Source organism: Streptomyces sp. NPDC021012 (assembly GCF_044333355.1).
GTDB lineage: Bacteria > Actinomycetota > Actinomycetes > Streptomycetales > Streptomycetaceae > Streptomyces.
Window position 1 is genome coordinate 60,383 of the sequence record NZ_JBIRQU010000001.1, and the last position, 24,158, is coordinate 84,540.

Annotated in this window: 18 protein-coding genes and 1 pseudogene; 6 read left to right on the forward strand and 13 right to left on the reverse strand. The window is 72.6% G+C overall.

Going from position 1 to position 24,158, the window contains the following annotated elements:
• Nucleotides 1-46: 46 nt before the first annotated feature.
• The 6 genes from serA to ACH4TP_RS00335 form a co-directional block, all read right to left on the reverse strand.
• Nucleotides 47-1,636 (reverse strand): phosphoglycerate dehydrogenase, encoded by a 1,590-nt coding sequence (gene serA, locus ACH4TP_RS00310; protein WP_389232088.1) that lies wholly within the window; start codon nucleotides 1,634-1,636, stop codon nucleotides 47-49.
• A gap of 236 nt (nucleotides 1,637-1,872) precedes the next feature.
• Nucleotides 1,873-2,874: a ketol-acid reductoisomerase gene (gene ilvC, locus ACH4TP_RS00315; RefSeq protein ID WP_389232085.1), complete on the reverse strand. Its 1,002-nt coding sequence runs from the start codon at nucleotides 2,872-2,874 to the stop codon at nucleotides 1,873-1,875.
• Between the two features lie 119 nt (nucleotides 2,875-2,993).
• Nucleotides 2,994-3,521, reverse strand: a complete 528-nt coding sequence (gene ilvN / locus ACH4TP_RS00320) for an acetolactate synthase small subunit (protein ID WP_389232082.1) — start codon at nucleotides 3,519-3,521, stop codon at nucleotides 2,994-2,996.
• Nucleotides 3,522-3,551: 30 nt separating this feature from the next.
• Nucleotides 3,552-5,399, reverse strand: coding sequence for an acetolactate synthase large subunit (locus tag ACH4TP_RS00325; RefSeq protein ID WP_389232079.1), 1,848 nt, complete (start codon nucleotides 5,397-5,399; stop codon nucleotides 3,552-3,554).
• 227 nt (nucleotides 5,400-5,626) lie between these two features.
• Nucleotides 5,627-8,449, reverse strand: coding sequence for a putative bifunctional diguanylate cyclase/phosphodiesterase (locus ACH4TP_RS00330; RefSeq protein ID WP_398189484.1), 2,823 nt, complete (start codon nucleotides 8,447-8,449; stop codon nucleotides 5,627-5,629).
• 725 nt (nucleotides 8,450-9,174) lie between these two features.
• Complete coding sequence (locus ACH4TP_RS00335) at nucleotides 9,175-10,140, reverse strand: 2-hydroxyacid dehydrogenase (RefSeq protein WP_398435011.1); 966 nt, start codon at nucleotides 10,138-10,140, stop codon at nucleotides 9,175-9,177.
• A gap of 75 nt (nucleotides 10,141-10,215) precedes the next feature.
• Here ACH4TP_RS00335 and ACH4TP_RS00340 point away from each other — a divergent pair, with 75 nt between their 5' ends.
• Entirely contained in the window at nucleotides 10,216-11,223 is a 1,008-nt protein-coding gene (locus ACH4TP_RS00340; protein ID WP_389232073.1) for an aldo/keto reductase, read from the forward strand.
• A gap of 66 nt (nucleotides 11,224-11,289) precedes the next feature.
• Nucleotides 11,290-12,396, forward strand: coding sequence for a PQQ-dependent sugar dehydrogenase (locus tag ACH4TP_RS00345; RefSeq protein ID WP_398189475.1), 1,107 nt, complete (start codon nucleotides 11,290-11,292; stop codon nucleotides 12,394-12,396).
• A 4-nt stretch (nucleotides 12,397-12,400) separates the two neighbouring features.
• On the opposite strand, the gene ACH4TP_RS00350 is transcribed toward ACH4TP_RS00345, so the two are convergent.
• The 5 genes from ACH4TP_RS00350 to ACH4TP_RS00370 form a co-directional block, all read right to left on the reverse strand.
• Entirely contained in the window at nucleotides 12,401-15,457 is a 3,057-nt protein-coding gene (locus ACH4TP_RS00350) for an AAA family ATPase (protein WP_398189472.1), read from the reverse strand.
• Nucleotides 15,458-15,464: 7 nt separating this feature from the next.
• Nucleotides 15,465-15,650: a hypothetical protein gene (locus ACH4TP_RS00355; protein ID WP_389232064.1), complete on the reverse strand. Its 186-nt coding sequence runs from the start codon at nucleotides 15,648-15,650 to the stop codon at nucleotides 15,465-15,467.
• Nucleotides 15,651-15,834: 184 nt separating this feature from the next.
• Nucleotides 15,835-16,392, reverse strand: a complete 558-nt coding sequence (locus tag ACH4TP_RS00360; RefSeq protein WP_398189469.1) for a GNAT family N-acetyltransferase — start codon at nucleotides 16,390-16,392, stop codon at nucleotides 15,835-15,837.
• Nucleotides 16,370-18,616, reverse strand: a complete 2,247-nt coding sequence (locus ACH4TP_RS00365) for an MMPL family transporter (RefSeq protein WP_389232058.1) — start codon at nucleotides 18,614-18,616, stop codon at nucleotides 16,370-16,372. Before ACH4TP_RS00365 ends, ACH4TP_RS00360 begins: the two co-directional genes overlap by 23 nt.
• Before the next feature lie 132 nt (nucleotides 18,617-18,748).
• Nucleotides 18,749-20,866 carry a phosphocholine-specific phospholipase C gene (locus ACH4TP_RS00370; RefSeq protein ID WP_398435014.1) on the reverse strand — a complete coding sequence of 706 codons (2,118 nt, stop codon included), beginning with the start codon at nucleotides 20,864-20,866 and terminating at the stop codon, nucleotides 18,749-18,751.
• A gap of 330 nt (nucleotides 20,867-21,196) precedes the next feature.
• Here ACH4TP_RS00370 and ACH4TP_RS00375 point away from each other — a divergent pair, with 330 nt between their 5' ends.
• From ACH4TP_RS00375 to ACH4TP_RS00385, 3 genes and pseudogenes are all read left to right on the forward strand, one after another.
• Nucleotides 21,197-21,730 carry a DUF6232 family protein gene (locus ACH4TP_RS00375; protein WP_398435015.1) on the forward strand — a complete coding sequence of 178 codons (534 nt, stop codon included), beginning with the start codon at nucleotides 21,197-21,199 and terminating at the stop codon, nucleotides 21,728-21,730.
• The gene (locus tag ACH4TP_RS00380) at nucleotides 21,727-22,074 is read left to right on the forward strand and encodes a hypothetical protein (protein ID WP_398189460.1); all 348 of its coding nucleotides are present in this window, start codon (nucleotides 21,727-21,729) and stop codon (nucleotides 22,072-22,074) included. Before ACH4TP_RS00375 ends, ACH4TP_RS00380 begins: the two co-directional genes overlap by 4 nt.
• A gap of 64 nt (nucleotides 22,075-22,138) precedes the next feature.
• Nucleotides 22,139-22,288, forward strand: a pseudogene (locus tag ACH4TP_RS00385) (MBL fold metallo-hydrolase); the annotation flags it as partial.
• Between the two features lie 23 nt (nucleotides 22,289-22,311).
• On the opposite strand, the gene ACH4TP_RS00390 reads toward ACH4TP_RS00385, so the two are convergent.
• Nucleotides 22,312-22,473 carry a hypothetical protein gene (locus ACH4TP_RS00390; protein ID WP_398435797.1) on the reverse strand — a complete coding sequence of 54 codons (162 nt, stop codon included), beginning with the start codon at nucleotides 22,471-22,473 and terminating at the stop codon, nucleotides 22,312-22,314.
• A 151-nt stretch (nucleotides 22,474-22,624) separates the two neighbouring features.
• On the opposite strand from ACH4TP_RS00390, the gene ACH4TP_RS00395 reads away from it, so the two are divergent.
• A complete protein-coding gene (locus tag ACH4TP_RS00395; RefSeq protein WP_398189811.1) occupies nucleotides 22,625-23,182 on the forward strand; it encodes a hypothetical protein in 558 nt (185 codons plus the stop codon).
• A 389-nt stretch (nucleotides 23,183-23,571) separates the two neighbouring features.
• Here ACH4TP_RS00395 and ACH4TP_RS00400 read toward each other — a convergent pair whose 3' ends face one another.
• Complete coding sequence (locus ACH4TP_RS00400) at nucleotides 23,572-24,045, reverse strand: ATP-binding protein (RefSeq protein ID WP_389232041.1); 474 nt, start codon at nucleotides 24,043-24,045, stop codon at nucleotides 23,572-23,574.
• Nucleotides 24,046-24,158: the final 113 nt, after the last annotated feature.

Below are 24,158 nucleotides of genomic sequence, written 5' to 3' on the forward strand. Positions count from 1 at the left end.
TATAAGACGAGCGTCTATCGACCGGGTACGGGGTGCGTCAGAAGCGTCAGATCAGGTTGACCGAGCGGGCCGAGGTCGCGCCGATCTCCTCCGCGATCTCCGTGAGCACACCGGCCGGGACGGTGTCGTCCACGGTGAGGACGACGAGCGCCTCGCCGCCCTCCTCCGCGCGCGCCACCTGCATGCCCGCGATGTTCAGACCGGCCTCGCCGAGGATCCGGCCGACGGTGCCGACGACACCCGGACGGTCCTCGTAGCGCAGCACGACCATGTGGTCGGCGAGCGCCACGTCCACGTCGTAGTCGCCGACCGCGACGATCTTCTGCAGGTGCTTCGGGCCCGCGAGCGTGCCGGAGACCGAGACCTCCTGGCCGTCGGAGAGCGTGCCGCGCACGGTGACCACGTTGCGGTGGTCGGGCGACTCGGAGCTCGTCGTCAGGCGCACCTCGACACCGCGCTCCTGCGCGAACAGCGGGGCGTTGACGTACGACACGGTCTCGTCGACCACGTCCTCGAACACGCCCTTGAGCGCGGAGAGTTCGAGCACCTTCACGTCGTGCTGGGTGATCTCGCCGTAGACCTCGACGTCGAGGCGGGCCGCGACCTCGCCCGCGAGGGCGGTGAAGATCCGGCCGAGCTTCTCGGCGAGCGGCAGACCCGGCTTCACGTCCTCGGCGATGACACCGCCCTGGACGTTGACCGCGTCCGGGACCAGCTCGCCCGCGAGCGCCAGGCGCACCGACTTGGCGACGGCGATGCCGGCCTTCTCCTGGGCCTCGTCCGTGGAGGCACCGAGGTGCGGGGTGCAGACGACCTGGTCGAGCTCGAAGAGCGGGGAGTCCGTGCAGGGCTCCTTCGCGTACACGTCGAGGCCCGCGCCGGCGACCCGGCCCTCCTTGAGCGCCGAGTACAGCGCGGCCTCGTCCACGATCCCGCCGCGCGCGGCGTTGACGATGCGGACGGAGGGCTTGACCTTGTGCAGCGCCTCGTCGCCGATGAGACCGATGGTCTCCGGGGTCTTCGGCAGGTGGACGGTGATGAAGTCGGCGACCTCGAGCAGCTCGTCCAGGGACAGCAGCTTCACGCCCATCTGGGCGGCGCGGGCCGGCTGCACGTAGGGGTCGTACGCGACGATCTTCATGCCGAAGGCGGACATGCGCTGGGCGACCAGGACGCCGATGCGGCCGAGGCCGACGACGCCGAGGGTCTTCTCGCTCAGCTCGACGCCGGTGTACTTGCTGCGCTTCCACTCGCCGTTCTTCAGGGCGGTGTTGGCCTGCGGGATGTTGCGCGCGGTGGCGACGAGCAGACCGCACGCGAGCTCGGCGGCGGTGACGATGTTCGAGGTCGGGGCGTTCACGACCATGACGCCGGCCTTGGTGGCGGCGGAGACGTCGACGTTGTCCAGGCCGACGCCGGCCCGGGCGACGACCCGGAGCTTGTTCGCGGCGGCGAGGGCCTCGGCGTCGACCTTGGTCGCGGAGCGGACCAGGATCGCGTCCACATCGGCGATGGCGGGGATCAGCTCGGCGCGGTCGGCACCGTTGCAGTGCCGGATCTCGAAGTCCGGGCCCAGGGCGTCGACGGTGGCGGGCGACAGCTCTTCAGCGATGAGTACGACAGGTTTCGAGCTCACGTGAGTCCTCACAGAGGCAGTGCGGACGGCCGTCCCGACGGCCGCAGGCGGTGGAGGGGGCTTGCCGCGTGAAAGCGCACGACGCTGTGGGCCAGACGCGATGTTGTTGAGAAGTGTAGTGGTGCATCGGCGCAGTTCATGCGCCTCGTTGGAAGGATCACCCGTCCGTGGTTGGACGGGGTGTCCAACGATGTGGCGAGGGGCCGGACAGTGTGTCCGGCCCCTCGCCCGAAGGCTTACGCCTCCTCGTCGTTCACCCAGCTCATGAGCTTGCGCAGCTCCTTGCCGGTGGTCTCCAGGAGGTGCTTCTCGTCCTGGGTCTTGTACTCGTTGTACTTCTTCAGGCCGCCGTGGTACTCGGCCATCCACTCCTTGGCGAAGGTGCCGTCCTGGATCTCCGCGAGGACCTTCTTCATCTCGGCCTTGGTGGCGTCGGTGATGATCCGCGGGCCGGTGACGTAGTCGCCCCACTCGGCGGTCTCGGAGACCGACCAGCGCATCTTCTCCAGGCCGCCCTCGTACATGAGGTCGACGATGAGCTTCAGCTCGTGCAGGCACTCGAAGTAGGCGATCTCCGGCTGGTAGCCGGCCTCGGTCAGGGTCTCGAAGCCCGCCTTGACCAGGGCCGCGGTGCCACCGCAGAGGACGGCCTGCTCACCGAACAGGTCGGTCTCGGTCTCCTCGGTGAAGGTCGTCTTGATGACGCCGGCGCGGGTGCCGCCGATGCCCTTGGCGTACGACAGGGCCAGCGCGAAGGCGTTGCCCGTGGCGTCCTGCTCGACGGCCGCGATGCACGGAACGCCGCGGCCCTCCTCGTACTGACGGCGGACCAGGTGACCCGGGCCCTTCGGGGCGACCAGGGCGACGTCGACGCCCTCGGGCACCTTGATGAAGCCGTAGCGGACGTTGAAGCCGTGGCCGAAGAAGAGCGCGTCGCCCTCCTTCAGGTGGTCCTTGATGGACTCCTCGTAGACCTGGGCCTGGATCGGGTCCGGCGTCAGGATCATGATGAGGTCGGCCTCTTCCGCCGCCTGGGCGACGGGGACGACGCGCAGGCCCTGCTCCTCGGCCTTGGCCTTGGACTTCGAGCCCTCCTGGAGACCGACGCGGACGTCGACACCGGAGTCACGGAGCGACAGCGCGTGGGCGTGGCCCTGGCTGCCGTAGCCGATCACCGCGACCTTGCGGCCCTGGATGATGGACAGGTCGGCGTCGTCGTCGTAGAACAGCTCGGCCACTGGGTATCTCCTTGAAGTGCTGGTGTTGCGTCCCACCGTACGGCGGGGAGCGGGAGGAAAGTTCTCGGGTCTCGTCAGTCGGACCGCGGGACGGACCCGCGGTCGACCGTCGAAGACTCTCAGGCGCTGCGGTCGAGGGCCCGCAGGGACCGGTCCGTGATGGACCGGGCGCCACGCCCTATGGCGATCGTGCCGGACTGCACGAGCTCCTTGATGCCGAACTGCTCCAGCATCTTGAGCATCGCGTCGAGCTTGTCACTCGAACCGGTGGCCTCGATGGTGACCGCCTCGGGCGAGACGTCCACGGTCTTGGCGCGGAACAGCTGCACGATCTCGACGATCTGGGAGCGGGTCTCGTTGTCGGCGCGGACCTTCACCAGGACGAGCTCGCGCTGGATCGCAGCGCTGGGCTCGAGTTCGACGATCTTCAGGACGTTGACCAGCTTGTTGAGCTGCTTGGTGACCTGCTCCAGGGGCAGGTCCTCGACACCGACCACGATGGTGATGCGGGAGATGTCGGGGTGTTCGGTGACACCGACCGCGAGGGAGTCGATGTTGAAGCCGCGGCGGGAGAACAGGGCGGCGATCCGGGCGAGGATGCCGGGCGTGTTCTCGACGAGAACGGAGAGCGTGTGCTTGGTGGACATGTCTGGGTCTCTTCCTTTTCGCTCTTCGCCTCAGTCGTCTTCGCCGTCGCCGAAGTCGGGGCGGACGCCCCGCGCGGCCATGACCTCGTCGTTCGAGGTGCCGGCGGCGACCATCGGCCAGACCTGGGCGTCCTCGTGGACGATGAAGTCGATCACGACCGGGCGGTCGTTGATGGCGTTGGCCTCGGCGATGACCTTGTCCAGGTCGGCCGGGTCCTCACAGCGCAGGGCGACGCAGCCCATGGCCTCGGAGAGCTTGACGAAGTCGGGGACGCGGGTGCCCTTGTTCGCCTGGATGTCGTCCGGGCCGGAGTGCAGGACGGTGTTCGAGTAGCGCTGGTTGTAGAAGAGCGTCTGCCACTGACGGACCATGCCCAGGGCGCCGTTGTTGATGATGGCGACCTTGATCGGGATGTTGTTCAGGGCGCAGGTCGTGAGCTCCTGGTTGGTCATCTGGAAGCAGCCGTCGCCGTCGATCGCCCAGACCGTGCGGTCAGGCATGCCGGCCTTGGCGCCCATCGCGGCGGGGACCGCGTAGCCCATCGTGCCGGCGCCGCCGGAGTTCAGCCAGGTGGCGGGCTGCTCGTAGTCGATGAAGTGGGCGGCCCACATCTGGTGCTGGCCGACGCCCGCCGCGAAGATCGTGCCCTCGGGGGCGAGCTGGCCGACGCGCTGGATGACCTGCTGCGGCGAGAGGCTGCCGTCCTCCGGCAGGTCGTAGCCGAGCGGGTAGGTCTCGCGCCAGCGGCTCAGGTCGCTCCACCAGGCGGTGTAGTCGCCCTTGTTGCCCTCGCTGTGCTCGGCCTGGACGGCCTGGACCAGGTCGGCGATGACCTCGCGGGCGTCACCGACGATCGGGACGTCGGCGGCGCGGTTCTTGCCGATCTCGGCCGGGTCGATGTCCGCGTGGACGATCTTGGCGTACGGGGCGAAGCTGTCGAGCTTGCCGGTGACGCGGTCGTCGAAGCGGGCGCCGAGGGCGACGATCAGGTCGGCCTTCTGCAGCGCGGTGACGGCCGTGACGGCGCCGTGCATGCCGGGCATGCCGACGTGCAGCGGGTGGCTGTCGGGGAACGCGCCGAGCGCCATCAGGGTGGTGGTGACCGGGGCGCCGGTGAGCTCGGCGAGGATCTTCAGCTCGGCGGTGGCGCCGGCCTTGATGACGCCGCCGCCGACGTACAGGACGGGCCGCTTGGCGGCGGTGATCAGCTTGGCGGCCTCGCGGATCTGCTTGGCGTGCGGCTTGGTGACCGGGCGGTAGCCGGGCAGGTCGGTCTGCGGCGGCCAGCTGAAGGTGGTCTTCGCCTGGAGCGCGTCCTTGGCGATGTCGACCAGGACCGGGCCCGGGCGGCCGGTGGAGGCGATGTGGAAGGCCTCGGCGATCGTCCGCGGGATGTCCTCGGCCTTGGTGACGAGGAAGTTGTGCTTGGTGATCGGCATCGTGATGCCGCAGATGTCCGCCTCCTGGAAGGCGTCCGTGCCGATCGCCTTCGAGGCGACCTGCCCGGTGATCGCGACGAGCGGGACCGAGTCCATGTGCGCGTCGGCGATCGGCGTGACGAGGTTGGTCGCACCGGGGCCCGAGGTCGCCATGCAGACGCCGACCTTGCCGGTGGCCTGGGCGTAACCGGTGGCGGCGTGGCCCGCCCCCTGCTCGTGGCGGACGAGGATGTGGCGCACCCGCTTCGAGTCCATCATCGGGTCGTAGGCGGGGAGGATCGCGCCGCCGGGGATGCCGAAGACGGTGTCGGCGCCCACTTCCTCGAGAGAACGGATGAGGGACTGCGCACCCGTGACGTGCTCGACGGTGGTGGGCTGCGCGCCGCTACGGGGCCGCGGCTGCGGATGGTGCCCGGTGGCCTGCTCGGTCATCAGCATCTCTTCTCGAAGCAGAGGGTTTTTGCGAGGTGTTTTGCAGGGGTTTGCGTCGTTTTTGGGGTGAGCCGGTGCAACAAAAAACCCCTCGTGCCGTGAGGCAAGCGAGGGGAGCGCGTCGGGTGCGTTCTCAGCGGGACCTAAGGGACCCTGCTTCAGCCGACGCGCTTTCCAAGTACGAGAATTCGGGTGCGCATGGCACTGACCCTCCCTCTCCGCCCTCACCACTGTCAAGTGGGTGGGACGGACGTCTCAGAATGTGAGCCGATCGGGGGACGGTTTCCGACACGCACGGGGACCGCTCCGGGCAGTGGGTACTCGTCCCGTACGAGGGCCCTGCGCAGCCGGTATTCGTCGAGCGGGCCCGAGAAGGCCATGCCCTGGGCGTGGGTGCAGCCCATCGCGCGCAGGGCGACGACCTGCTCCGGCACGTCGACGCCCTCGGCGAGCGTCTGCAGGCCGAGCTCGCCGGCGATGCGGAGCACCCCACTGGTGATCTTGCGGAGGCGGGCCGATTCGACCACGCCCTCGACGAGTCCCCGGTCCAGCTTCAGTATGTCGACCGGGAGCCTGCGCAGGGCGTTGATCGCCATGTGTCCGCTGCCGAATCCGTCGAGCACGATCCGCACCCCGAGGCGGCGCAGGGCGACCAGGCGCTGCTCCAGCTCGTCGAGCGAGGTCCGGGGGTCGCTGTCGGCGAGCTCGACGATCAGCGAGCCGGAGGGCAGCCCGTACCGGGTGAGCAGCGACTCGACCGAGCCGAGGGGCAGCGAGCGGTCCAGGAGGCGGCCGGCGGAGAGCCGGATGGAGACGGGCGTGCGGTGGCCGATCCCGGCCCGCTCGGCGGCCTGCTCGACGGCCTCTTCGAGGAGCCAGCGGCCGAGCTCGGCGGTGCGCTCGCCGTCGTCGGTGACCCGGAGGTACTCGGCGGGGGTGAAGAGGATGCCCTGGCTGGAGCGCCAGCGGGCCTGGGCGCTGACGGCGGAGATCCGGCCGGTGGCGAGGTCGACGACGGGCTGGTGGAGCAGGGCGAACTCGCCGTCGTGGAGGGCGGTGCGCAGCCGGGCGGCCAGTTCGGTGCGCCGCACCACCTCGGCCTGCATCTGCGGGGCGTAGAGCTCGACGCGGTCCTTGCCGGCGGCCTTGGCCCGGTACATGGCCAGGTCGGCGTTGCGCAGGAGGTCGCCGGCCTCGATGCCGGGCTCGGCGAAGGCGACGCCGATGGAGGCGGCGACCCGCACCTCGTTGCCGCCGTCGACGCGGTAGGGCTGGGAGAGCGTGAGCCGGAGCCGGTCGGCGATCTCCTGGACCTGGTTGCGGCGGGCCGTCCGGTCGCGGCCGCCGTCGCCGAGGATGAGGGCGGCGAACTCGTCGCCGCCGAGCCGGGCGGCGGTGTCCCCGGCCCGTACGGAGTCGTGGAGGCGGCGGGCGGCCTGGACGAGGAGGTCGTCGCCCGCCTGGTGGCCGAGGCGGTCGTTGACCCCCTTGAAGCCGTCGAGGTCGATGAAGAGCACGGCGGTGCCGGGGTCGGAGGAGCGGCGGCCGCCGAGCGCCTGCCGGACCCGCCGGGTGAAGAGGGCGCGGTTGGGCAGGTCGGTGAGCGGGTCGTGCTCGGCGTTGTGCTGCAACTGGGCCTGGAGGCGGACGCGTTCGGTGACGTCCCGGCTGTTGAAGATCAGGCCGCCCTGGTGGCGGTTGACGGTCGACTCGACGTTGAGCCAGTCGCCGCGGCCCGAGCGGAAGCGGCATTCGATCCGGGTGGTGGGCTCCTCGGCGGGCGAGACGGCCAGGAAGCGGCGCACCTCGTGGACGACGGCACCGAGGTCCTCGGGGTGGATGAGGGAGGCGAGCTCGGAGCCGACGAGCTCCTCGGCGTCGCGTCCGTAGACCCCGGTGGCGGCCGGGCTGACGTAGCGCAGGGTCCCGCTGGGCGCGGCGATCATGATGACGTCGCTGGAGCCCTGCACGAGCGACCTGAAGTGGTTCTCCTTCTGCGCCAGTTCGTGGGTGAGGGCGATGTTGTCCAGGAGCATGATGCCCTGGCGCACGACGAGGGCGAGCACGACCGTGCAGCCGGTGAGGACGACGACGCGGTCGACCCGGCGGCCCTCGACGACGTTGTACAGGATGCCGAGGGTGCAGACGGCCGCGGCGAGGTACGGGGTGAGGGCGGCGAGCGAGCCGGCGACGGGACGGCTGTGGAGCGAGGGGGCGCGCGCGGTGTCCGGCGGGCGGCGCACGCCCCAGGGCGCGTACGCGAGGAGCAGCGAGCCGGCGAACCAGCCGGCGTCGAGGAGCTGCCCGGAGGCGTAGCTCGCGCGGAGCAGCGGCGAGGTGAAGAGGGCGTCGCACAGCACGGTCAGGGCGAGCGCGGCGATCGCGGTGTTCGTCGCGGAGCGGTTGGCCTGCGAGCGCCGGAAGTGCAGGACGAGGACCATGCTGACGAGCACGATGTCGAGCAGCGGGTACGCGAGCGACAGCGCGGCCTGGGCCACGGACTCGCCCTCGACGTGCGCGGTGCGGGCGAGGGCGAGGCTCCAGGAGAGCGTGAGCAGGGAGCCGCCGATGAGCCAGGCGTCGAGCCCGAGGCAGACCCAGCCGGCCCGGGTCACGGGCTTCTTGGCGAGGACGAGGAGGCCCACGATGGCGGGTGGGGCGAAGAGTAAGAAGCAGAGGTCGGCGGCGGAGGAGTCGGGCACCTCGGTGCGGAGCACGACCTCGTACCAGCCCCACACGGCGTTGCCCGCGGCCGCCATGAAGGAGGAGAAGGCGAAGAGCAGCCAGGCGGGGCGGGCGCTGCCGCGGTGGCCGCGGCCGTAGAGGAAGCAGGAGACCGCGGCGGTGAAGGCGGCGGCGCTGAGCCCGAAGTCGCCCATGAAGAGGGCCAGTCGGGGGGAGCCCCAGCCGAGCGAGGCGCCGGTGGTGTACCCCGCGCAGACGAGCCCGAGGGCGATCTGGGCGACGGCCCCGCCGAGGCGGGGGCGGTCGGGGTCCGGGTGGCCGGAGCCGCCGCCGACGGGGCTGCGCGCGATGACCGCCCCGGGCGCGCTCACCGGGCCCTCCGGTGCCGGTCCGCCGCACCCGGCCGCGTCGTGCGACCGCGCCGCCGGCTCGTCACCCCGCCCGGGGGCGTGCCCGTCGCAGTCGTGCGGGCCCCCGGGGTCCGGCACGGCACGCACGAGCGCCCTCCGCCCGTCACCACAGGCCTCACAGGGCTCCCGGTCCGGCAGCTCCGGCAGCTCGGCGCGCCCGGCGGCGGCCCGGCGGGACGACTCGGCACCGGGCTCGCGGTCCGCCGCGCCCTCACGCCCGACGGCAGACCGGCGGGGCGGCTCGGCGCCGGGCCCCCTGCCCGGCGGGTCCGCGCGGTCGGCGGCGGCCCGGCGGGGCGGCTCGGTGCCGTCGGCTGCGGTCGTGGTGTCCGGTGGGGCGGCGGGGCGGGGTGGCCGGTGCGGTGCCGCCTGGTCCGGCACCGAGTGCCCGAGGCCGGCGGCGAGGCGCGGAAGGCTTGCCGGCGGCGTCGCCGCCGCGTCGGATCGTCGGTCCTTCGGCCGTGCTCCACCCGTCGCCCCCCTCGGAATCTGATGACCCGTCACTTCGCTCCCCAGCGTCAGCCCGTTCTCGACGCAGTCCCCCGCCACGGGACGATACACCAGGACCGTCACTCAGGGACAGGGGTGCAGTACTCTCCGTGACTGCCAGGGGGCTTGTGCACGGCGCGTGTCGGGAGCGCGCGTCACCCGAGCGGCCGAGCGGGGTCGCCCGGTCGGCCGATGGTTCAGCCGGTGGTAAGGATGACGTTGGCCAGTTCCCCGCCCTCCGCGAACCTCCGCAGCTGTCCCGCGATCAGCCGCTTCGCCCTCGGCATGAAGGCCGAAGTGGAACCTCCCACATGGGGACTGATCAGGACACCGGGAGCGTGCCACAGCGGGTGCCCGGCCGGCAGCGGTTCGGGGTCGGTGACGTCGAGCGCCGCCGTGATACGACCGCTCTCCACCTCCTTGAGCAGCGCGGACGTGTCGACGACCGGGCCCCGGGCGACGTTCACGAGGAGCGCCCCCTCCTTCATCCGCGCGAGGAACCCGGCGTCGGCCAGCCCCGTGGTCTCCGGCGTGAGCGGAGTGGACAGCACGACCACGTCCGCCTCCGGGAGCAGCGCCGGCAGGTCGGCCAGGGCGTGCACCGGGCCGCGCTCTGCGGTGCGCGCGGAGCGTGCGACGCGCGCCACCCGCGCGCACTCGAAGGGCGCGAGCCGGTCCTCGATGGCGGCGCCGATCGACCCGTACCCGACGATCAGGACGGACTTGTCGGCGAGCGCCGGGTAGAAGCCCGCCCGCCACTCCTCGGCGTCCTGGCCGCGCACGAATCCCGGGATGCCGCGCAGCGAGGCGAGGATCAGGGCGAGCGTCAGCTCGGCGGTGCTGGCCTCGTGGACGCCCTTCGCGTTGCAGAGGGCGACGCCCGGCCCCAGCGAGCCGATGCCCGGGGTGACGTGGTCGATGCCGGCGGACAGGGTCTGCACGACGCGGAGGGAGGTCATCGCGGCCAGCGGCCGTACGGCGATCTCCGAGCCCTTCATGTACGGGACGACGTAGAAGGCGCAGCGCGCCGGATCGGCGGGGAACTCGGGACCGCCGTCCCAGAAGCGGTAGTTCAGCCCCGACGCGCCCGGCTCGGGAAGTCCCTCGATCTCCTCCGCCGGAACGGGAAGCCACACGTCAGCGGTCGTGTCTTCGAATCTCATGACCGGGAGGCTATGCGAAGAATCCCGCGTTCCATTGGTTACTTTGGGGGGCGGCACAGGGAGGGGTACCGGCAGGTGGAGCGCAGGACTATCGGGGCGACGGCGCTCGGCGTGGGTGCGATCGGCCTGGGGTGCATGCCGATGAGCTGGGCGTACAGCCGTTCGGAACAGCGGGGGGACCGCTCGCTGCGGACCGTGCACGCGGCGCTCGACGCCGGGGTGAGCCTGCTCGACACCGCCGACATGTACGGACCGTTCACCAACGAGCTGCTTGTGGGGCGGGTGTTGAAGGAGCGGCGGTCCGAGGCCTTCGTCTCGACGAAGTGCGGACTGCTCGTCGGCGACGGCGGCGAGCGGCGCCACGTGGTCGCCAACGGCCGCCCGGGGTACGTGCGCCGGGCCTGCGACGCCTCGCTGCGACGGCTCCAGACCGATGTCATCGACCTCTACCAGCTCCACCGGGCGGACCCCGAGGTGCCGGTCGAGGAGACCTGGGGCGCCATGGCCGAACTGGTGTCGGCGGGCAAGGTGCGGGCGCTCGGCCTCTGCGCCGTGGGGGCGCGCCCGGCCCGGCGCGGGGCCGATCTGTACGAGGGAACGATCCGCCAACTGGACCGGATCCAGCAGGTCTTCCCGGTGGCCGCCGTGGAGGCGGAGCTGTCGGTGTGGTCCCGGGAGGCGCTGGTACGGCTCCTCCCCTGGTGCGCGGCGCGGGGCGTCGGCTTCCTCGCGGCCATGCCGCTGGGGAACGGCTTCCTCACCGGGACGCTGACCCCGGGCGGCGGCTTCGAGCCGGACGACCCGCGGGCCCGGCACCCCCGCTTCACCGCCGAGATGATGGCCGCGAACCAGCCGATCGTCGCGGGCCTGCGCCGCGTGGCCGCCCGGCACGGGGCGGACGTCACCCCGGCTCAGGTGGCGCTCGCGTGGGTGCTCGGCCTCGGACGGCACGTCGTGCCCGTGCCGGGGGCGAAGCGGGAGCGGTGGGCGGTCGAGAACGCCCGCGCCGCCGCGCTGCGCCTCACCCCGGAGGACCTGGCGGAGATCGCGACGCTCCCGGCGCCGCGCGGCTCCTGGGACTGAGCGCCGCGCGGGGCGGGGCGGGGTATCAAGGAGGGGTAGCCCGACTCGTCGAAGGGGCACCGGACCGTGAGCCGTCCTGTTGTGGTGAAGGCCCTGTGGGGCGCCGCCGTGCTCGTGCTGGTGGCCGGGTGCTCCTCGGGGAGTACCGGGGAAGGCCCCGGTGCGGCGCCGCCGGCATCGGTCTCCTCGCCTCCCTCCGCCAGTGCCCGGGTCTCGGTCGCCGGCACCCTCGCGGAGGGGCTGAAGTCGCCCTGGGGCCTCGCGGAGCTGCCCGGCGGGGACCTGCTCGTCTCCTCGCGGGACGAGCGGACGATCACGCGGATCGACGGGCGGACCGGCGCGAAGAGGCCGCTCGGCGAGGTGCCGGGGGTGGTGCCGGGCGGTGAGGGCGGGCTGCTCGGGCTCGCGGTGCGGGACGGCTGGGTGTACGCGTACCTGACGGCCGCCTCGGACAACCGCGTCGTGCGCATGCGGTACGGCGGCGGGGAGGGCGACCGGCTGGGGCCGCCGGAGCCGGTGCTCACCGGCATCCCGAAGGGGTCCGTGCACAACGGCGGCCGGATCGCGTTCGGGCCGGACGGGATGCTGTACGCGGGGACGGGCGAGACGGGCCGGACCGGACTCGCCCAGGACCGGTCCTCCCTCGGCGGGAAGATCCTGCGGATGACGCCGGAGGGCGGGCCGGCGCCGGGCAACCCCTTCCCGGGCTCGGTGGTGTACTCGTACGGGCACCGCAATGTGCAGGGCCTCGCCTGGGACCCGGCGGGCCGGCTGTGGGCGTCCGAGTTCGGGCAGAACACCTGGGACGAGCTGAACCTGATCGAGCCGGGGCGCAACTACGGCTGGCCGCAGGCCGAGGGCCGGGCCGGGAAGCCCGGACTCGTGGACCCGGTGGCCCAGTGGCCGACCTCGGAGGCCTCCCCGAGCGGCATCGCGTACGCCCGGGGCGCGATCTGGATGGCCGCGCTCCGGGGCGAGCGGCTGTGGCGCGTCCCGCTCTCCGGGGCGAAGCGGTCCGGAGGGCCCGAGGCGTTCCTCACGGGCGCGTACGGACGCCTGCGCACGGTCCTCGCGGCGGGCGACGGGCGGCTCTGGCTGGTGACCAGCGAGACCGACACCCGGGGCACGCCCGGCCCCGGGGACGACCGGATCCTCAGGCTTGAGGTGCGCTGAGGCCTCAGAGGGGCGTGTCGAGCAGGTGCAGCCGGTGGGCCAGGGCGGCGGCCTCCCCCCGGCCCGCGACGCCGAGCTTGGCGAGGATGTTGGAGACGTGGACGCTGGCCGTCTTCGGCGAGATGAACAGCTCCTCGGCGATCTGGCGGTTGGTGCGGCCGGCGGCGACCAGGCGCAGCACGTCCTGCTCCCGGGGCGTGAGCCCGAAGCCGTCCTCCCCGGGCTCCGCCGGTGCCGGGGCCTGCCGCTCCGGGGCGAGGGAGAGGCGGGCGCGGGCGGCGAGGAGTTCCACGTCCTCGCGGAGCGGGCGGGCGCCGAGCCGTACGGCGGTGGCGTGGGCCTCGCGGAGCAGGGCCGTGGCCTCCTCGCGGCGGCCTCCCTCGACGAGCAGCGCGTCGGCGAGGCGGTGCCGGGCGCGGGCCAGCTGGTGCGGGCGTTCGAGCGGCTCCCAGGCGGCGACGACCTCGGCCCAGCGGGCGGCGGTCTCGCGTCCCTCGGCGCGGGCGAGCTCCTCGGAGACCTGCCGGGAGTAGGCCTCCCAGACCGGGGCCGGGGTGGCGAGGCCCCGGACGCAGCGGCGGACCCGTTCGAGCGCGGCGGCGCGTCCCTCGTCGGCGGCGGGCAGTCCGCGGCTGTCGGCCTCGGCGGTGACCGCGGTGAGGACGAGCGGCCAGCCGTAGCGGTGGGTGCCGGGCGGGAAGCCGGTCTCCGCGAGGGCGGCGAGCCGTTCCCGTACGTCCGTGAGGCGTCCCTCGGCGGCGGCGATGGATATCTCGGCCTGGGCCATGGGCAGGGTGTACTGCGGGATCGGGTCGCGGGTGCCGTAGCGCGCGCGGGCCTCGGCGAGGTGCGCGGCGGCCTTGGCGGGCTCGCCCCGGTCGACGGCGAGGTGGGCGAGCTGGAGCAGGGCCGTGCCGCCCGGCTTGATGCTGCCGGCCCCGGAGCGGAGCAGCTCCTCGGCCTCCTCCTTGCTGCGGTCCCATTCGCCGAGCGCGAGGAGCGATTCGGCGAGGTTGGCGCGGATCCAGCCCGCGCTGTCGACGAGGCCCCGGGAGCGGGCCAGCTCGATGCCGGTGACGGCGGTCTCGACGGCCTCGCGGGAGCGGCCGAGCGCCTCCATGGAGGAGGAGAGGTTCACATGGGCGCGGGCGGCCTCGTGGAACTGGCCGAGGGCGACGGTCCGTTCGCGTGCCGCGTGGATCGTGGCGAGGCCGCCCTCGGTGTCGCCGGCGGAGACCATGATGGTGCCGAGGGTGATCCGGGCGTTCAGCTCGATCGGTTCGGCCTTGACGAAGCGGGCGTACTCGACGGCGCGTTCGGCGGCGGCGAGCGCCTCGGGGCCGGGGTTGCGCAGCATTCCCCAGCCGGCCGCGCCGACGAGGACGGTGGCGTGGACGGCGGACGGCGGGAGGCCCTTGACGAGTTCCTGGGCGCGGGCGATCTCGGCCCAGCCGTCGCCCTTGCCGAGGTTGGACTGGAGCCGGGCCATCTCGGTCCAGAACCAGGCGGCGCGCAGCGGGTCGTTCTCGGCGTCGTCGAGGATCCGCAGGGCCGTGCGGCAGATCTTCGAGGCCCGTTCGCGTTCGCCGCTGAGCCTGGCGGCGACGGCGGCCTCGGCGAGCAGGTCGAGGAAGCGCAGCGAGGCGGTCTCGGGGTCGCAGCCGCAGGCGGGGTACGCGTCGGCGTAGTCCATGGGGCGCAGCGAGTCGCGCGTCCCGGCGGGGACCTTGTCCCACAGCTCCATGGCCCGTTCGAGGAGGCTGAGCTGCTCGGCGTAGGCGTGGCGCTTGCGGGTCTCGACGGAGGCCTGGAGGACGGCGGGGAGGGCCTTCTCGGGGTCGTGCGCGTGGTACCAGTACGTGGCGAGGCGGGTGGTCCGCTCGTGGGCGCGGACGAGTCCGGGGTCGGCTTCGAGGGCCTCGGCGTAGCGCCGGTTGAGGCGGGAGCGTTCGCCGGGCAGCAGGTCGTCGCTGACGGCCTCGCGGACGAGGGAGTGGCGGAAGCGGTAGCCGTCGCCGTCGGGGACGGCGAGCAGGATGTTGGCGCCGACGGCGGCGCGCAGGGCCTCGATGAGTTCGTCCTCGGGGAGCCGGGCGACGGCGGCGAGGAGTCCGTACTCGACGGTGGAGCCGCCCTCGGCGACGATCCTGGCGACCCGCTGGGCGGCTTCGGGGAGCGTCTCGACCCGGACGAGCAGGAGGTCGCGCAGGGAGTCGCTGAGCTGGCCCACGGCGCAGCCGGCCTCGTGGGAGACGACGAGCTCCTCGACGAAGAAGGCGTTGCCGTCGGAGCGTTCGAAGACCTCTTCGACGAGTCCGGGGTCGGGTTCGGCGGCGAGGATGCCGGTGAGCTGGCGGTGCACCTCGGTGCGGGTGAAGCGGGCGAGTTCGATGCGGCGGATGGTGCGGAGCCGGTCGAGTTCGGCGAGGAGGGGGCGCAGCGGGTGGCGGCGGTGGATGTCGTCGGCGCGGTAGCTGGCGACGACCACGATCCGGCCGCGGCGCAGGGTGCGCAGGAGGTACGTGAACAGGTGCCGGGTGGAGGTGTCGGCCCAGTGCAGGTCCTCCAGGACGAGCACGATCGTGCGGTCGGCGGCGAGCCGTTCCAGGAGCCGTACGGTCAGTTCGAAGAGGCGGGCGGTGGAGTCCTCGTCGGAGGGCTCGTGGCTGCCGGGGTCGCCCAGTTCGGGCAGCAGGCGGGCGAGTTCGCCCTCGTGGCCGTCGGCGGCGGCGGCGAGTTCGGCGGGGAGGCGGCGGCTCAGGGCGCGCAGGGCGGAGGCGAAGGGCGCGAAGGGCAGTCCGTCGGCGCCGAGTTCGACGCAGCCGCCGAGGGCGACGACGGCGTCCTGCTCGCAGGCCGTGTCGAGGAACTCCTCGATGAGCCGGGTCTTTCCGACGCCCGCCTCACCGCCGATGAGCAGGGCCTGGGGCTCTCCCGCTGTCGCGCGGGAGAGCGCCTCGGTGAGGGCGGTGAGTTCGCCGGCGCGGCCGACGAAGACGGGGCTGACTGACCTGGTCTCCACGGCGCCGAGCATCGCACAGACTTCCGTGCCGTCGCTCATAAGGGGGTCACGCGGCCTTGGCGAAGCGACCGCGACCGCCGTCGGTCAGCTGCTCCGTGTGGTGGCCGCCGATCCGGATGCCGAAGAGGCGCAGGCCCTTGTGGGTCGCCGGGGCCTCGTGGGCCAGGCGGTCGGCGGCGGCCTCGGCGACGAGCTCGGCGTGGTGCATGGTGTGGAGTTCGTACTCGAACATCGTGTGCTCCCTGGGTTTCTCGGTTTCGGTATCGCTCTCTTGCGATGCCTCTACTTTCGTTTCCCAGGGGGTGCCGCCACATCGGGCGAGTGCCGCATGTTCGGGACGCGGGGGTCCTTAGGAGGGTCCCAGGGGGTCCTTAGGGACTCCCTAGGGTGCCTCAGGGAGGGGCCGGAGAGGCACCTCAGGACGTCTTCGCCGCGCGCCACTCGGGGGCGAGGACGGCCCAGATCGCGGTGTCGCTGCGGTGGCCGCGGTACAGGTAGTTCTCCCGTACGACGCCCTCCTGCGTCATCCCGAGGCGGCGGGCGACGGCGATGCTGGGCTCGTTCTTCGTGGAGGCGTGCCACTCGACGCGGTGGATGCCGCGCTCCTCGATCGCCCAGTCGATGATGACCCGGCAGGCCCGGGTGATCAGGCCCTTCCCGGCGGCGGAGGGCTCCAGCCAGCAGCCCGCCTCGGCGGTGCCGTTCGCGGCGTCGAAGGTCCGGAAGAGGACGCCGCCGACGAGGGTGCCCCCGCTCCAGATGCCGTAGAGGCGGCCGGTGTCGCTCGCGGCCTTCTCGGCGTACGAGGTGAGGTAGGCGCGGGCGGAGTCGAGGTCCGTGACGATGTCGGGGAGGCCGATGTGCTGCCCGACGAACTCCCGGCCCCGGTCCATGTGGGTGAGGAACTCCTCGGCCTGCCAGGGCTCCAGGGGCCTCAGCTCGGCGCCGTCGTCACCCAGCGATATCGCGAACATCGTCGTTCCTCTCCTCGTCGGCCGGGGCCGTGACGCGCTGTACGGGTATGGCGATCTTCGCACGGGTGTCGGCGGCCTCCCGGCACTCGGGCGGTTCGATGCTGATCCGGGGCAGCAGCCGGTCGAGCCACTTGGGCAGCCACCAGTTCGCGCTGCCGAGCATGTGCATGAGCGCGGGGACGAGGAGGGTCCGCAGGATGAAGGCGTCGAGGGCGACGGCGGCCGCGAGGGCGATGCCGAACATCGCTATGACCCGGTCGCCGCTGAGGACGAAGGCGAGGAAGACGGAGATCATGATGACCGCCGCGGAGTTGATCACGCGGCTGGTCTCGGCGAGGCCGACCCGGACCGCCCGCCGGTTGTCGCCGGTCTCCAGCCACTCCTCGTACATCCGGCTGACCAGGAAGACCTGGTAGTCCATGGAGAGCCCGAAGAGGACCGAGACCATGATCACGGGGAGGAAGGGCTCGATCGGGCCGGCGCTGCCGAGGCCGAGGAGCTCGCTCCCCCAGCCCCACTGGAAGATCGCGACGACGATGCCGAAGGCTCCGGCGACGGCGGCGACGTTCATCGCGGCGGCCTTGAGCGGGATGCCGATCGAGCGGAAGGCGAGCAGGAGCAGCAGGCAGCCGAGGGCGATGACGACGCCGACGAAGAGCGGCAGCTTGCCGACGATGATCCCGGCGAAGTCGTCGTACGAGGCGGTGACGCCGCCCACGTGGACCTCCAGGGAGGTCCCGGCCCCGGCCTTCGGCAGGACGTCGGCGCGGAGCCGGTCGACGAGCTCGCTGGTCTGCTGGGACTGCGGCGAGGACGCGGGCACGACGGTGAGGAAGGCGGTGTCGCCCGCGCTGTTGTACGTGACCGGGGAGACGGACGCGACGCCCTTGGTGGCGTCGAGCGCGGCCGGCAGCTGGTCGAGGGCGACCCGGTCGTCGGCGCCGTCGAGGCCGGCGACGAGGGTCAGGGGCCCGTTGACGCCGGGGCCGAAGCCCTCGGCGAGCAGGTCGTAGGCCTTGCGCGTGGTCGCGGTGGCCGGATTGTTGCCCTGGTCGGAGGTGCCGAGGTGGAGCGAGAGCGTCGGCAGCGCCAGGACGCCCATGACGAGGACGGCGACGGCGCCGAGGAGCTTGGGGTGCCGCTCGACGAAGGCGGACCAGCGGGCGGCGAAGCCGGTGGGCAGCTCGGGCTGCGGCCCGCGCTCGGCGAGCGTCCGGCGTTCGCGCCGGGACAGCGCCCGCATCCCGATGAAGGAGAGCAGCGCGGGCAGCAGGGTGACGGAGGCGGCGACCGTGAGGAGCACGGTGAGCGAGGCGGCGATGGCGACGCCGTTGAGGAAGCTGAGCCGCAGGATCAGCATGCCGAGCAGGGCGATGCAGACCGTGGCGCCCGCGAAGACGACGGCGCGGCCGGTGGTGGCGACGGCGGTCTCGGCGGCCTCGGTGACGGAGAGTCCGCGTTTGAGGCCTCTGCGGTGCCGGGTGACGATGAACAGCGCGTAGTCGATGCCGACGCCGAGGCCGACCAGCATCCCCAGCATGGGGGCGAAGTCGGCGACGGTCATCAGATGGCCGAGGAGCACGATCCCGGAGTACGCGATGCCGACGCTGACGAGCGCGGTCGCGATGGGGAGCACGGAGGCGGCGAGCGAGCCGAAGGCGAGGAAGAGGACGACGGCCGCGACGGCGACGCCGACGATCTCCGCGACGTGCCCGCCGGGGGCCTCGGTGAGGGCGACGGCGCTGCCGCCGAGCTCGACCTGGAGGTCGTCCGTGGCGGCGGCCCTGGCGGTGGCGACGAGGGCCTCGGCCTGGGCCACGGGGATGTCGTCGGACTGCGCGTCGAAGGTGACGGTGGCGTAGGCGGTGTGCCCGTCCTCGCTGATCTGCCCGCGCGCGTCCTCGTACGGGGAGGTGACGGCGGCGACGCCGGGCAGCTCGGCGACCTTGTCGAGCATGTCGCCGACGCGTTCCTCGACGGCGTCGGCGCGGACGCTGCCCCGGTCGCTGTGCCAGACGATGGTGTCGCTGTCGCCGCCGAGGCCGTGGAAGCCCCGGTCGAGGAGGGCGGTGGCCCGGCCGGACTCGGTGCCGGGGACCTCGTAGTCGTTGGAGTACGCGCTGCCGGCGAGGGTCGCGCCGGCGGCGGTCCCGCCGAGCGCGAGGAGCCAGAGGAGGACGACGACGAGACGGTGACGTACACACCACCGTGCGATTGCTGCCAAGGACGTACTCCTGACTGGATCTGTGCTCGCGCCCCACTGTTACAGCCAAACGTGATCGTTTGCCCGTTTCGTGGCGATCCTCACAGGGCAGGTCGCGGGGCCGGGGGTCCTGCCCCCGGCCCCGCGCGGTCCTCAGCCGGAGACGCTCGGCCGGCCGTTCTCGATGTGGCCCATGAGCCTGCGGCGGAAGCCGCCCGGTGCGGTCACCTCGACGTCGTACCAGCCGTGCGCGTCGGCGGCGGAGTGGACGACGGTACGGGTCTTCCCGGGCTTCACGGTGACCGTGCGGGTCCAGTCGGCGAGGTCGTCCTCGTCGACGTACCCGAGCGGCCGGACGGTGAAGGAGACGGGGGCCTGCCCGGTGTTCCGCACGGTGAGGTGCAGGTCACGGTCCTCGTGGTCGATCCGGGAGGCCAGCTCGGCGCCGCCGGTCGCGGGGCCCTCGAACTCGCGCCGGAAGCCGTTGGGGCCGGTGACCGTGAACCGGTAACGATCACCCGGAACGGGGACGGTCCACTCCCCCTCCCCCCTGACGTCCTGGTGCTGCGGGACGGCGTACTCCCCCGCGTACGGGTAGAGCGCGAAGTGCGCGCTCGCCTTCCCCCGGTTGCTCAGCGCGACCGTCACGGCACCGGCACCGGTCGTCGCGGAGGCGTCCGGCTGGTACGGCAGCGGGCGCGCGGGGCGGACCCCGGGCTCCTGGACGGGCATCCGCTGCACGGCCGGCGGCTGGGGCCGCCAGCGCCCGGTGAAGGGCGGCACCGGGCCGGGCTGCTCGACGGGCGGCTGCCGCCGGGTCCGCCGGAAGTCGAAGGCGGAGGTGAGGTCACCGGTGACGGCCCGGCGCCACGGCGTGATGTTGGGCTCCTCGATGCCGGTGAGCCGCTCCAGGAAGCGGATCACCGAGGTGTGGTCGAAGGTCTCGGAGCAGACGTAGCCGCCGACCGACCACGGGGAGACGACGAGCAGCGGGACGCGGACGCCGAGGCCGGTCGGCAGGCCCTTCCACCGCTCGTCCGTGTCGTCGGCGGGCGGGACCGGCGGCGGCACGTGGTCGAAGAAGCCGTCGTTCTCGTCGTAGTTGATCAGGACGACGGTGTGGCGCCAGACGTCCGGGTGCGCGCCGAGGGCGTCGAGCACCTTGTAGACGAGGGTCGCGGAGGCGATCGGCGAGGAGGAGCCGGGGTGCTCGGAGTCGATCGCGGAGGGCACGAGGTAGGAGACCTCGGGGAGGGTGCCGGCGGCGACGTCCGCGCGGAAGGCGTCGGCGAGGGTGCCGGACTCGACGCGGCGGAGCCCGCGCTCGAAGAGGGAGCGCTCGGCGTCGGTGAGGGTCGCGACGCCCTCCTCCAGGAGCCCGAGCAGCCTCGCCCGCTCGGCGAGGTCCCCGGTGTCGCGGACGGCGGCGTAGAAGGACTCCATGAAGGTGTGCGCCGCCGTCCCGGGCCCGCCGGTGAGGGCGAGCGCCTTGCGGGCGATCTTCTTGAAGCTGGTGAAGAACTCGATGTTGTTGTCCGTGAAGTTCTCCCACTCGGTGTACGTCTTCCAGCTCCGCCCGGCGGCTTCGAGCCGCTCGGCGTAGGTGGGCCAGCCGTAGCCGGGGTGGGTGTCCTCCGCGTAGGCGGCGTTGCTGACGGCACGGCTGCCGTCGGCCTCGAAGCCGGTCCAGCCGGACCAGAGGTGGTTCCGGTTGGGGCTCGTCGAGGTGTGGATGGACGAGTGGTACGCGTCGCAGATGGTGAAGGTGTCGGCGAGCTCGTAGTGGAGCGGGATGTCCTGCCGGTCGTAGTACGCCATGGTGGCGGCGGTCTTCGCCGGGACCCAGCCGTCCATCCAGCCGCCCCGCCAGGCCTTGCCGCCGCCGCTCCAGGAGTGGTCGAGGGCGCCGATGTACTGGAGGTCCTTCTGCTGCGCCTCGGCGGCGCCGCGGATCGGGAAGGGCAGCACGGTCCGGCCGGGCGCGGCGGGCTGCTCGAAGACCGGCTTGCCCGAGGGCAGTTCGATCGCGTTGCGGTCGCCGAATCCGCGGACGCCCCGGAGGGTGCCGAAGTAGTGGTCGAAGGAACGGTTCTCCTGCATCAGGATCACCACGTGCCGGACCGCCGACATCCCCCCGGCGGGCGGCTCCGCGGCCATCGCCGCCTGCAACGACGGCGGCAGCAGCGACCCCGCCGCGGCGACGCCGAGGGCGCCTCCGCCCAGCGCGAGGAGCCTTCTGCGGGACAGCTCGGGGGACTTCTCGGGGGACAAGACACCGACCTCCAGTCGACGGCCAATGGTTCGCCTTCGAGCCATTGGGGGGTACGCCGGGGACGGTAATGAGCCGGGATGACCGAGAGAAGACCCAACGGGGGCGCGATGGTGAACGTCCAACAGAACTCGACACGAATCCAAGCGGTTTCCGGCCACGAACGCCCGCCGTCCACCGCACCCCTCACGCGACGGCCGGTCAGGCCCCGGTCGGCCGGGACCGGGCCGGAACGGCGGTGTGAGCCACCTCACGGATTTCCCTTGCTGAGCGGCGGTGTTCGCGAGCATCCTGATCGCGACGCACGGCCACGACGTATGAGGGGATGTCGCATGGCCAGACGCAAAGTCATCAAGGTCGAGGTCAGCAGGCGGGTGCTCTGGATCGGGGCCGAGGCGTACCCCCTGCAGAACATCGCGCGGGCGACGACGGTCCGGATCAAACCCCCGCGCGCGAAGGCCGTGGGGCGCTTCCTCACCTCCCTGCTGGTCACGGGGGTCCTGGCGGTCGCCGCGCTCGCCGTCGCCCAGTCCGGCGAGGTGTCGGACAGCGACCGGGAACTGATCACGCAGGGGGTGCGGATCACCGCGGCCGTGCTCGTGGCGGCCTTCCTCCTCCAGCTGCTCGCCGTCCTGCTCACGAGGACGTACTACGCCCTGGTCATCGAGACCTCGGGAAACCCGCGCACCCTGCTGGCCAGCCTGGACCGGAACGAGGTGCACGAGCTCGTGCGCGACATCATGCGGGCCATCGACGACCCGCACTTCCCCGGCTTCGTCAAGCAGATGGTCACCTACAACATCGGCAGCATGCGCGACTTCTACAACGCGTCCGGCGCGGGCAGCGTGGGAAGGACAGGACAGTGACCGGAAACGGCGAGTTCCACATCGGCACCATGCGCGACTTCTACAACGCCTCCGGAGACGGAGCCGTCGGCCGCATCGACCACAACCAGCAGGGCGCCCAGGACCCGCAGGCCCTCCACGACGCCGTGATCCACGCCATCGAGACCTTGCGCGGCCAGGTGTCCGCCGAGGACCGCGAGGTCCTCGACAGCTCCCTGGAGACCATCCGCCAGGGCGACGCCGCACCCCCCGGAGCCTTCCGCCGCGCCCTCGGCGCCGTCTCCGGGGTCGCCGCCCTCGTCGGCGAGGTCGGCCTCCCGGTGGCGGAGGCCGTCCGCCGGCTCCTCGCCTTCCTGGCCGGCTAGGAGCGTGTCCCGGTAACCGGCAACCCGCGTGCGCCTTGCGATCCACCATGGCCACAGCGGGCGCATGAATTTGATCGGATACGGCCACGCCTGTGTGCGCCCGGAGGCGGACGACCGGGTGCTGGTGATCGACCCGGGGACGTTCCCGGCGGCCGAGGCGCTCGACCGGGTCGACGAGGTGCTGGTGACGCACGAGCACCCCGACCACCTCGACATCGCCAAGCTCGTGGCGGCGAGTCAGCGCAACTCCGCCTCCCGGGTGCACCTGCCGTCGGCGGCGATCGAGTCGGCCCCCGAGCCGGGCGGCACGGGTTCGCCGTCGAGGCGGGGCAGCGGTTCACGGCGGCCGGGTTCGCCGTCGACGTCGTGGACGCGACACGCCGCGACACGCGGTGACACGCCACTCGATGAGCCGGGCGGAGGAGGAGCGGTTCCCCCGCCGGGGGGAGCCGGTCCCTCCTTGCGGCGGAGGCCTCGACCGGGGGCGAGCTGGGAGGTTGGAGGCAGTCGGGAAACGCCCCGGCTCCCTTCTCTCCACCGAGGATCGACCATGCGAAAGCTCACCACCGCCATCGCGCTCACCACTGCGGCCGTGGCCCTCGCGGCCGGGACGGCCGGCACCGCCGCGGCCGTGCCCGTGCCGGCCGCCCCCCGACCGGCCCAGCACCTCGCGCTGCACGGCTGGACCCTGCTCAACGAGCACGGCCCGGGCCCCAACCCGGGCGAGCGGCTCACCGCGCGGGTCAGCGCCCGTACGGTCGACGGCCACACCCGGGGGCACGTCGTGGTGCAGCACGTGTTCGAGGAGAGCGGCACCGTCCGGGCCGAGTTCGACGTCGACTGTCTGACCGTCGACGGGAACGGTGCCATCACCGTGACCGGGCCCATCTCACGGACCGTGGTCACCCCGCTCGGGGGCGAGCCGTACCTCTTCGAGGAGGGCCGGCACCCCGAGGCCGGTCTCACCTTCTACCCGACCGACGAGCAGCACCAGCGTCGGGTCGGCTGGGCCCGGACCAACCCCCAAACGCACTCCGAAGTCGTCAAGTGCGGCGCGGTTCCGGCCAACCTCTGGGTCATCGACGGCGGAACCTTCCTGCGCCGCTAGGAGCGTGCCTCTGTGACCGGCGATCCACTCGAAGCCAACGCCTCCGAGCACAAGGCGATGAGCCACGGCCGCGCCGCCGACGTCACCCGCAACGCCTCCGCGCACCGAACCACACCGCCATGCTCGACCAGTCCGCGCAGAACACCGGCACCCGCAACGCGGACGCATCCCGAAGGACGCGGCCCTGAAGGGGCGCATGGCCCGCAAGCTGCGGACCAAGCCCGGCCGGAAGGCCTACAGCCGTCAACCTCCGCAAGATCTTCCGCCACGCCGGGACAGCAGGGCCCGCCGCCCTGGCCGACTGACCAGCCGGGCCTCCCCGGCCACGTCACGAGCCCCGCCGGAGCCCCACACGGGCCCCGGCGGGACCGCCGCGACCGACCCGCCGGTCACGGGAGCGGAGCCGCTTGCCCGCTACCGGGACACGCTCCTGGGGACACCGACCGGCTGGAGACACCGACCGGCTGGAGACCCGGCACGGCGAACTCGCACCAGACGATCTTGCCGGGGTCGCGCGCCCCCACACCCCACCGGTCCGCGAGCGCCTCGACGAGGAGCAGCCCCCGGCCCGACTCGTCGGACGGCTCGCGGACGGCCGGGGTCCCGTCCCCGCTGTCGTGCACCTCGATACGAAGCGGCCCGGGGCGCTCCAGGTACAGGTGGAGCCGGTAGCCCCGGCCGGGCGGGACCCCGTGCAGGAGCGCGTTGGTCGCGAGCTCGCTCACGCACACCAGCACGTCGTCCGCACGCCCGTCCAGCCCCCAGTCGGCCAGCGCCTTGCGGGTGAAGTCGCGGGCGAGGGGCACGGAACGGCGCTCACGGCGGTAGAAGGCCTCGCGGAACAGGGGGAGTTGGTCGCTCATGGCGACCACGGTGACGTCCCGCGCCCCACGCGCCCCAGGGCATCGACCCGTACAAATTCTTTGTACGGGTCCCGAGCGCGTCGACCACGTACGGAGCGGGGAAGGCACCGCTC

What these genes read in the sequence shown, in the direction of transcription:
- ilvN (WP_389232082.1), bottom strand. Translation starts at nt 3,521, where the DNA reads ATGTCCACCAAGCACACGCTCTCCGTTCTCGTCGAGAACACGCCCGGC.
- ACH4TP_RS00325 (WP_389232079.1), bottom strand. Translation starts at nt 5,399, where the DNA reads ATGCTGATGACCGAGCAGGCCACCGGGCACCATCCGCAGCCGCGGCCC.
- ACH4TP_RS00335 (WP_398435011.1), bottom strand. Translation starts at nt 10,140, where the DNA reads ATGAGATTCGAAGACACGACCGCTGACGTGTGGCTTCCCGTTCCGGCG.
- ACH4TP_RS00350 (WP_398189472.1), bottom strand. Translation starts at nt 15,457, where the DNA reads ATGAGCGACGGCACGGAAGTCTGTGCGATGCTCGGCGCCGTGGAGACC.
- ACH4TP_RS00355 (WP_389232064.1), bottom strand. Translation starts at nt 15,650, where the DNA reads ATGTTCGAGTACGAACTCCACACCATGCACCACGCCGAGCTCGTCGCC.
- ACH4TP_RS00360 (WP_398189469.1), bottom strand. Translation starts at nt 16,392, where the DNA reads ATGTTCGCGATATCGCTGGGTGACGACGGCGCCGAGCTGAGGCCCCTG.
- ACH4TP_RS00375 (WP_398435015.1), top strand. Translation starts at nt 21,197, where the DNA reads ATGGCCAGACGCAAAGTCATCAAGGTCGAGGTCAGCAGGCGGGTGCTC.
- ACH4TP_RS00395 (WP_398189811.1), top strand. Translation starts at nt 22,625, where the DNA reads ATGCGAAAGCTCACCACCGCCATCGCGCTCACCACTGCGGCCGTGGCC.
- ACH4TP_RS00400 (WP_389232041.1), bottom strand. Translation starts at nt 24,045, where the DNA reads ATGAGCGACCAACTCCCCCTGTTCCGCGAGGCCTTCTACCGCCGTGAG.